Source organism: Hydrogenophaga sp. 2FB, from assembly GCF_005503365.1.
Taxonomy (GTDB): Bacteria; Pseudomonadota; Gammaproteobacteria; order Burkholderiales; family Burkholderiaceae_C; genus Hydrogenophaga.
This window is the reverse complement of record NZ_SCML01000043.1, coordinates 45,249-54,132: the sequence shown is the minus strand read 5'-3', so window position 1 is coordinate 54,132 and position 8,884 is coordinate 45,249. Positions and strand designations below refer to the sequence as shown.

Sequence of the window (8,884 nt, the reverse complement as noted above, 5' to 3'; positions counted from 1 at the left end):
GTGCCGACGGCTTGTTCAGGAATAGTGCTCACGTGTCCACCAAAAAGTTGAAGGTGGACACGAGCGTCCTATGCGCCTAACGCAGATTCAAGATGGGATGGCTGGACGCTTACAGTCAGCGCGCATGAATGGGCATGATCCCTACGCCTACCTGCGTGATGTGATGGCACGCCTGCCTATGCAGCGCGCCAGCCACATTGGCAAGCTGCTGCCGCACCGCTGGCAGCCAGCCTGACAACGCATTCTCAGAAACACGACCGCATCCCGCGGTCAAGATGGGACGGCCGCGCGCTTACCTTCCTCCAATCTATTCCACGCAACTCAGCACCGCGCAGTCAAACCGGTCACGTTCCCGAAATCGTCGGTCACCTTCGCCGAAATACGCAGCTCTTGATCGTGGACGCGCAGAGCGTGAAGAACACGGATGCGGCAGCCCTGAAGGGGTATGACGCGGGCAAGAAGGAAGCGCCACATTGCGGTGGACACGCAGGGCTTTGCTCATGCCGTGGCGGTGACCACGGCCGAAGTGACGGACCGCAAGGCGGCGCTGCAGGCGCTTGAACGCTGCAAACCCTCTCTCACGCGAGTACAGAGCCTGCTGGCAGATGGCGGTTATGTCGGCGAGCCCTTTGCGCAGGGCGTGCGCGACATTCTGGGCGAGCAGGTCACGGTGTAGGTCGCCAAGCGCAGCGAACTGCACACATTCAAGGTGATTCCCAAGCGCTGGATCGTCGAGCGAAGCTTTGCCTGGCTGGACAAGAACAGGCGTCTATGGAAGAACTGCGAGAAGCTGATCAACACCAGCCTACAGTTCGTCCACTTGGCCTTCTTGGCGGTCCTACTCAGAAGATCGTAAACACGTTGTCAGAAAGCCTCTGCCGCGCAGACTAGGCCAGCGTCGGCGCGGTTTTTAGGGGGGGTGCGGCGTGGCGTTGACGACCCTGCAGTGCGGAACGGCATCGGTGCGAGGTATTCGCCTGGAACATACGGTTCATCGAACATCTTCATTTTCCAAGATTTGGTGCATCTCCTAGGATTGCCTCACCACATCAAAGGAGCTCCTCTTGACTTCTACCCTCATGGCAAAGGCGCTTACACCGCCAGACCGCGTCACCGACGCAAAACAGTTTCGCCGCGCACTCGGGCAGTTTGCGACCGGCGTGACCGTCGTCACCGCTCGCAGCACTGAGGGGCGGGACGTAGGACTAACTGCCAACAGCTTCAACGCGGTGTCTCTTGATCCGCCGCTTGTCCTATGGAGTGTCGACAAGAAATCCTCGACCGCAGCGGATTTCCTTGAAGCCGATAGCTTCGCAGTCCACATCCTGAGCTTGGATGACGAACATGTCTCGAATCAGTTTACCAAGAGCGGCATCGACCGGTTCGCAGGGATGCCCGTCAGTCGCGGAATCGGCGGCGTGCCGCTGCTCGACTGCGGTGTTGCCCGTTTCGAATGTCAAACGGAGCATCGTTACGACGGCGGCGACCATGTTGTAGTGGTCGGCCGAGTGGTCACGTACAGGACAGTCGAAGGCCCCCCGCTTGTGTTCCACAACGGAGGCTACTGCAGCCTGACAACCAGAGCGGCCCCTCGCACGCAGGCTGCAACCATTCACAAATTCGCGAAGGTTCGCGACATCCATACAGGACAACAATGACTGTGAAAAACTCGCTCAATATGGGATGGTTCATCCCGACTTCTGGCGATACAGGCGCGTTCGGCGACCCTTCGAAGGATGTCGCTTCCTCGTTTGATCAATTTGAGCGCGTCGCGGTCGCGGCCGAACGAGCGGGCTTCGAGTACGTGCTGGTGCCGACAAATCAGAATTGCTGGGAGGCGTGGATCACGGCGACTTATCTGGCTGCGCGAACGAGCAAGCTGAAGATGCTGGTGGCTTTGAAGCCTGGTGCTATCAACCCTCCAACTCTCGCCAAGATGGTGAGCACGTTCGACCAGATATCAGGAGGAGGTCGCATCTACATTAACTTGATTGCGGGCGCAAACGCGGCAGAGGCTCGTGCGGAAGGTCTCATCGAATCCAAGGAGAAGCGTTACCAACAAATGGAGGAAGAAATCGTACTGGTCAAGCGCTTGCTCTCGGAAGAAAAAGTGGAATTTGAGGGCTCATACCATCAGGTCCATAGTCCGCAAATTTTGCCTAAACCGAGTCAGCGACCCTACCCTCCCTTTTTCCTGGGTGGAGGGTCAGAGTTCGCCGCTGAAATTTCTGCCAAGCACTCATCAACACATCTGTTCTGGGGTGACTATCCTGATCGTATCGGTACTCAGATTACGGAGATGCGCGCACGCGCCGAGAAATATGGGCGAGCGGAGGAGTTGCGTTTTGCGATGCGACTCGTTGTTGTCTGCCGAGAGAATGAGGCAGACGCTTGGGCGCACGCCGAGCAGTTGATCGAAGGTGCCGAGGATCGCAAAACGAGAATGGCTGCCCTAGTTGCGAACTACGATTCTGTAGCGAACAATCGGCAAAGAGAATTGTCCTGTGTTCCAGGGAACAAACTTACGCCGCACCTTTGGAGCGGCCTATCTGACGTCCGACCGGGGACCGGAGTCGCTGTGGTCGGGAATCCCGAGCAAGTAGCCAATCAACTGCGTGAGTTTATCGATGTTGGTTGTTCAGGATTTTGCCTCTCGGGATACCCTCATGCCGAAGAGGCTGAAATCTTTGGCCGATTGGTTATGCCTCTGTTGAGGGCTTCTCCCGAAGTTTAAGTCGATACCCGCCGGATCCAGTTCTTGTTAACTGGCGCACTTGACATTGTGATAATAAAGCGAGTGCTCATACTACGTCGATGACGCTGGGCAAAATAAGCATGCCATGTATTTGGCGGCGCCTCGCGAAAACCACTATTACCGCGCATCGAAGAACGCTCTCAATCCAGGCGCCGTCCACTTCTTCTAATTTTTGGAAAATTTCATTTCTTCTTAAGGAATCTTGATGTCTAACAATGCCGCCCTAAAAATTCACCGTTCAGGCACGAAAGGTGCTCCTAAGCTCGTTCTGTTGCACGGTTTCCTCGCCGCGTCGGGTTATTGGACGCCGCTGTATACCGAGTTGAAGGGGTACTTCGACTTGATTGCGATAGACATGCCAGGCTTCGGCGATAGCGCCGACGTTCCCGCGCCGGACTCACTCGAAGGTGTCGCTGAAATGGTAATGCAGACGCTGAATCAAGTCGATATTGACCGATTTTCTCTTCTTGGGTTCTCAATGGGCGGCATGGTTGCACAACAAATAGCCCTTGACCACGGTGACCGACTCGACAACCTAGTTTTATACGGAACTGCGCCTGCGGGGGATCTGCCGGGCCGCTTCGAGTCGTGGGACGCATCCGTCGAGCGTGTGCAATCTCAAGGGTTGGATAGTCTTACCGACAAGGCTGTAGCGAGCTGGTTTGTTAATGGCAATTCTCACCCGTTCTACGACACCTGCCGAGCGGCCTGTGCAGGGGCGTCGAAAGCATCTAGCGTTACTCTGATGAGGGCGATGCAGAAGTGGAATGTTGTTGATCGCTTGCAAACTATCCAGACTAAGACGTTGGTTCTTGTCGGCGACAGGGACCAGTCGACCAAGCCGGCGGATTCGCTTCGGATGTGGCAGGAGATTCCCGAAGCTGCCTTGTGCGTGCTTCCCAACTGTTCGCATGGCGCCCACATGGAAGCACCTCACCTATTTAATCGAATTGTTCGAGATTTCCTCTCCACGTTCGAGGCCTGACTTCGATACATTGGCAAAACGTCGGACCGGCAAATAGTAGAAAAATCGGCGCGAGAAGTCGGCCTGACGGGCGGGAGCAGAGTGCCGCAATGACGCGCCTGTTCCTCTTTAAAATCTATCGGCATGAATAGGCGCACCTGCCTTAGCACGTGCCCAAAACAATGCTCACAAGGAGACAATTGTGAAATCTTGCTTTCGTATCTGCTTGGCCGTTCTGGTCATGTTTGCAAGTGTTTTCGCACATGCACAGACGTATCCCTCCAAACCGATTACCTTCATCGCGCCTTACACGCCCGGCGGTACTGCAGATCTGCTCGCGAGAGTCATCGGCAAAGCTCTGAGCGACCGCTGGGGTCAACCTGTAATCATCGATAACCGGGTTGGTGCCAGCGGGATGATCGGTACTAAGATGCTGGCGGCCGCACCGGCGGACGGCTACACGATCGGTCTCGCGGTTTTTGGTACACACGCAGCAAATGTTGGTCTGTACCCGAGGCTTCCGTATGATCCGATCAAGGACTTCACACCAATTTCACTTGCGGTCTCGGCGCCGATGATACTCCTCGCCCATCCGTCGATTAAAGTTGGTACTGTTAATGAGCTAATTGCGCGCGCAAAGGCTGAGCCGGGGCTCACCTACGCCAGCGGCGGAGCCGGCTCCTCGCCCCACATTGGAATGGAGATGTTTGCGAGGGATGTTGGCATCAAGCTCAACCATGTTCCCTACAAAGGCTCCGGTGGCGCGTATGTCGACGTCATCAGCGGTCGCGTGCCACTCATTTTCGACGTAGTGCCGACTGCGTTGCCTCACATCAAGAGCGGCAAGGTTGTACCGGTGGCAGTGGGATCGCCGACACGCTTGCCTTTTCTTCCAGGCATCCCGACGGTCGCCGAATCAGGAGTGCCTGGATTTGAATTCAGCGGCTGGTTCGGCATTGCAGGGCCCGCGAATCTACCAAACGAAATTTTGTCCAAATTGCATGCAGGAATCACTGAGGCGCTCCGAAGCGAAGAAGTTAAGGCCAAGCTGATTGATGCCGGATTGGTAGTCGTCGCAAGTACGCCGGATCAGTTCTCCAGCCATATAAAGTCTGAGATACGCAGGTTGAGCAAGGTGATCAAAGACGCAAACATTAGCGTGGAATAAGGAATCGACGCCTAGAGCGACAGTAAATTGACGCCCTGAGCGTTTCCAACATTCCCTAGACCTCCGACGCCTTTCCTATTCCATGTTTCCACTGATTCGAGGAGAGAAAAATAATGAACGCCAAATTCTTTCGTCCATTCGCCCCAACGACGCTGCCCTCGACGCTTAATCGCCGCCACCTCTTGGCGGGTAGCGCCACCGCCTTGGCCGGCTTCCGGCTGTCGACCTGGAGTACTGACGCGGCAGCACAGGCGAGGCCACTGCCTGATTACGTTTCCTGGAAAGATGCACACAGCACGATAGTGCACAGTGCCACAACCATAGAGACCAAGCGCAACGCCTTCGGCAGCAGCGTCATCACGCCGACCGAGCAACTTTATGTTCGCAACAACCTGCCGACTCCTGCGGCGTCAATAGTGACCGACCGCGATGCTTGGGAGATCAGTATCGAGGGTGTCGGTATGCCGCGCAAGCTGACCTTGCGTGAACTCAAAACGCTGGGGCTTGAAACGGTGGCCATGGTTCTTCAATGCTCCGGCAATGGCCGCGGATTCTTTCCCAGCAAACCGAGTGGAACGCCTTGGACAGTTGGCGCGGCCGGTTGCGTGGTCTGGAGTGGGGTACCGGTGCGCGCTGTGGCCGAGGCGCTGGGAGGCATGGAGGGCGGTATGCGCTTCATCACAGGAACCGGCGGCGAAAAGTTGCCCGATGGACTGGATCCAAAAAGCGTCATCGTCGAGCGCTCGGTTCCTGCCTCGGCTATGGCTGATGCCTTGCTAGCCTGGGAGATGAATGGGGCGGCGATTCCGCTCGCGCATGGGGGACCACTGCGCCTGATCGTGCCCGGCTATACCGGCGTCAACAACATCAAGTACATCAAGCGGCTGGCGTTCACGGCCCAGGAAAGCGACGCAAAAATCATGTCGCACGGTTATCGGATCTCGCCGCCCGGCGGCAAGGGTGATCCGATGCAGCCATCGGTGCAGGAAATGACGGTGAAATCCTGGATCAACTCGCCTGGCCCTGACAGCGCGCTGACTGAAAAGGGGCGGGTGCAGATCAGCGGGGTGGCCTTTGGGGGCATGCATGCGGTCAAACGCGTCGAGGTCTCCATCGATGGCGGCAAGACCTGGGTCGATGCGCGCTTTGTGGGTCCCGATCTGGGCAAGTACGCATGGCGTCAGTTCGTGCTGGAAACCCGTTTGCCTGTCGGCCAGCATGTACTGGCCTGTCGGGCTACGGACGTCATGGGCAATCTCCAGCCGCAGCAGCGCCTGGAGAATGCCGCCGGCTACAACAACACCAGTTGGGCCGACCACGCGGTGGCGGTGAACGTAGCCTAAGGTGCTCGCAGTTGTCCCTTCCAAGCAATCGAATCGAGCACCCCATGAAGTTGAATTCCCCGCCAGTCGCCACGTCCCGTTACGCCCTGGCTCCGCTCTTTTATCTGGGCGTTCTCATCTCGTTGCCGGCGATCGCTGCGGATGAGGCTTCCTCGTTCGCATTGGGGAAAAAACTTTTCACGCAATCCTCGGCACCCGCCTGCGTTCTTTGTCATACCTTGAAGGACGCGGGAGCCAGTGGGGCTGTAGGCCCCGTCCTCGACGAACTCAAACCAGACGCCCAGCGCGTGGCCAAAGCGCTGCGCAACGGGATTGGGCAGATGCCGTCCTATGGGGCCAGCTTGAGTGAGGCGCAAATCCTTGCACTGGCGCACTACGTGTCAAAGGCCAGCGGCACGGCGAACTGAGCGCAGACTTCCTTTAGGGACAGTGTTCAAAACTCCGTGCAGTCCCCGATGGTTTGAAGGTCCGAGCCGAGGAACAATGCCAGTGATTTGGGGTGATCAGGGATGTTCGGAACTGCCGGTTTGCATTCCAATAGGTTGCAGTTCCTGGGAGATTCCTGATGTTTGCCGACGCTGCCACTGAAATTACCGTATGGACCGCTGTCACTTGTTGGGCGAGCAGGGGGACAGGCTGCACGCGGTGCTGTGTGCCGCTGGCTACAACACCGCTGACTGCTGCGCATGATTGCCTGGAAGGGCGTGCCCTTCTTGCAGCGGCTTTGTTTGCGCCTGTGCCAGTTCGGCGGCTATACCGCCGAACTGGCCCGCGCTGCTGCGCGAGCTGGCTTTCTTCGCCCTCAAGGGACTCCCCAGCCGAATGGGCACAGCCTGAAAACGAATAAATCAGAGGGGGGCTGGACCCGAGGCATCACGGGTGGCTACGCCATCCCATTTTGGCTCGCCGCCGCATCCGCAGTGGCAGGCACGGCAATCCTGCTGGGTTGGCGTCGACGTTTGCAGGAAAGCCCGCGCTGACGGCCGTAGTGGCGCGGGGCGGACTCGCCCGTTTTATTTCGCCGTCGGCATCACGAACTCGGCTCCCTTAGGCGTGCTCTCTGGCCAGCGCTGCATGATGGACTTCTGCTTGGTGTAGAAGCGCACGCCTTCCTCGCCAAAGGCATGCATGTCGCCGAACAGGCTCTTCTTCCAGCCGCCGAAACCATGCCAGGCCATCGGCACCGGGATCGGCACGTTGATGCCGACCATGCCGACCTGGATGCGTCGGCCGAACTCGCGCGCCACGTTGCCGTCGCGCGTGAAGCAAGAGACGCCGTTGCCGAACTCGTGCGCATTGATGAGGTCGACCGCTTCCTTCAGGTCGTGCACGCGCACGCAGCTGAGCACCGGGCCGAAGATCTCTTCCTTGTAAATGCGCATCTCGGGGGTGACGTGGTCGAACAGCGTGCCGCCCATCCAGAAGCCGCCGTCGCAGCCCGCGCCCGCGGTCTTCGCGTCGAACTTGCGGCCGTCGGCCAGCAGCGTCGCGCCTTCCTTCTCGCCCAGCGCGATGTAGCCGGTGATGCGCTCGTGCGCCACCTTGGTGACGATCGGGCCCATCTCGGCCGCGAGGTGCTCGCCGTCCAGCACCTTGAGCGTCTTGGTGCGCTCGATCAGCTTAGGCAACAGGCGCTCGGCCACATCGCCTACCAGCACCGCGACGCTGATCGCCATGCAGCGCTCGCCGGCCGAGCCATAGCCCGCGCCGATCAGTGCATCGACCGCCTGGTCAATGTCGGCATCGGGCATGACGACCATGTGGTTCTTCGCGCCGCCCAGCGCCTGCACGCGCTTGCCGTGGCGGGCGCCGGTTTCGTAGATGTAGTTCGCGATCGGCGTGGAGCCGACGAAGCTGATGGCCTTGACGTCGGGGTGTTCGAGCAGCGCATCGACCGCGACCTTGTCGCCCTGCACCACGTTGAACACGCCGTCGGGCAGGCCGGCTTCCTTGAACAGCTCGGCGATGCGCAGCGAGGCGCTCGGGTCGGTCGGGCTGGGCTTGAGCACGAAGGTGTTGCCCGCGGCGATGGCCACCGGGAACATCCACATCGGAACCATCATCGGGAAGTTGAAGGGCGTGATGCCCGCCACCACGCCCAGCGGCTGGCGCAGCGTCCAGTTGTCGATGCCGGTGGAGACCTGGTCGGTGAAGTCGCCTTTGAGCAGCTGCGGCATGCCGCAGGCGAACTCGACGATGTCGATGCCGCGGCTCACTTCGCCCTGCGCATCGGTGAATACCTTGCCGTGCTCGGCTGTGATCAGGTGGGCCAGTTCGTCCTTGTGCTTGTTCAGCAGCTCGAGGAACTTGAACATCACACGCGAGCGTCGGATCGGCGGCGTGTCGGCCCAGGCCGGGAATGCGGCCTGCGCAGCGGCGACGGCGGCGCCCACTTCGGCGGCACTCGCGAGGCCCGCCGCGCCGGTCACCGTGCCGGTTGCCGGATTGGTCACGTCCTGCGTGCGGCCGGAGGTGTTGGCGACCATGCGGCCATTGATGAAGTGATCGATCGGTGTCTTGGTGACTTGCATTGAGATGTCTCGGTGGAGGGTTGAAGAGCGGGCGATTGGGCGCAGTTTAGGTAGCAGAATGTCGTGTGCCTAGACACGAGTTGTGAATTGATCGTTCAATATAATGAACAATGAAGCCATGAA

General features: G+C 58.8%; 8 protein-coding genes and 2 pseudogenes. 9 read left to right on the top strand and 1 reads right to left on the bottom strand.

Features of this window, described 5'->3' with window-relative positions:
• Positions 1–109: 109 nt before the first annotated feature.
• The 9 genes and pseudogenes from FFS09_RS22005 to FFS09_RS21965 all read left to right on the top strand — a co-directional run.
• Positions 110–235: pseudogene (locus FFS09_RS22005) on the top strand (transposase domain-containing protein); the annotation flags it as partial.
• Between the two features lie 146 nt (positions 236–381).
• Positions 382–856, top strand: a pseudogene (locus tag FFS09_RS22000) (IS5 family transposase); the annotation flags it as partial.
• Positions 857–1,064: 208 nt separating this feature from the next.
• The gene (locus FFS09_RS21995) at positions 1,065–1,658 is read left to right on the top strand and encodes a flavin reductase family protein (protein WP_212745142.1); all 594 of its coding nucleotides are present in this window, start codon (positions 1,065–1,067) and stop codon (positions 1,656–1,658) included.
• On the top strand, positions 1,655–2,734 hold the full coding sequence (locus FFS09_RS21990; RefSeq protein WP_137921044.1) for an LLM class flavin-dependent oxidoreductase: 1,080 nt from the start codon (positions 1,655–1,657) through the stop codon (positions 2,732–2,734). The genes FFS09_RS21995 and FFS09_RS21990 overlap by 4 nt, the downstream gene beginning before the upstream one ends.
• Positions 2,735–2,960: 226 nt before the next feature.
• Entirely contained in the window at positions 2,961–3,740 is a 780-nt protein-coding gene (locus tag FFS09_RS21985) for an alpha/beta fold hydrolase (RefSeq protein WP_137921043.1), read from the top strand.
• 181 nt (positions 3,741–3,921) lie between these two features.
• Complete coding sequence (locus tag FFS09_RS21980; protein WP_252374472.1) at positions 3,922–4,887, top strand: Bug family tripartite tricarboxylate transporter substrate binding protein; 966 nt, start codon at positions 3,922–3,924, stop codon at positions 4,885–4,887.
• Positions 4,888–5,000: 113 nt separating this feature from the next.
• Positions 5,001–6,230, top strand: coding sequence for a SorT family sulfite dehydrogenase catalytic subunit (gene sorT / locus FFS09_RS21975; RefSeq protein ID WP_137921042.1), 1,230 nt, complete (start codon positions 5,001–5,003; stop codon positions 6,228–6,230).
• A 44-nt stretch (positions 6,231–6,274) separates the two neighbouring features.
• Complete coding sequence (sorU, locus tag FFS09_RS21970) at positions 6,275–6,637, top strand: SorU family sulfite dehydrogenase c-type cytochrome subunit (RefSeq protein WP_137921041.1); 363 nt, start codon at positions 6,275–6,277, stop codon at positions 6,635–6,637.
• Between the two features lie 279 nt (positions 6,638–6,916).
• Positions 6,917–7,210, top strand: coding sequence for a hypothetical protein (locus FFS09_RS21965; protein ID WP_137921040.1), 294 nt, complete (start codon positions 6,917–6,919; stop codon positions 7,208–7,210).
• A gap of 33 nt (positions 7,211–7,243) precedes the next feature.
• Here FFS09_RS21965 and FFS09_RS21960 read toward each other — a convergent pair whose 3' ends face one another.
• Positions 7,244–8,761: a CoA-acylating methylmalonate-semialdehyde dehydrogenase gene (locus FFS09_RS21960; RefSeq protein WP_137921039.1), complete on the bottom strand. Its 1,518-nt coding sequence runs from the start codon at positions 8,759–8,761 to the stop codon at positions 7,244–7,246.
• Positions 8,762–8,884 lie beyond the last annotated feature (123 nt).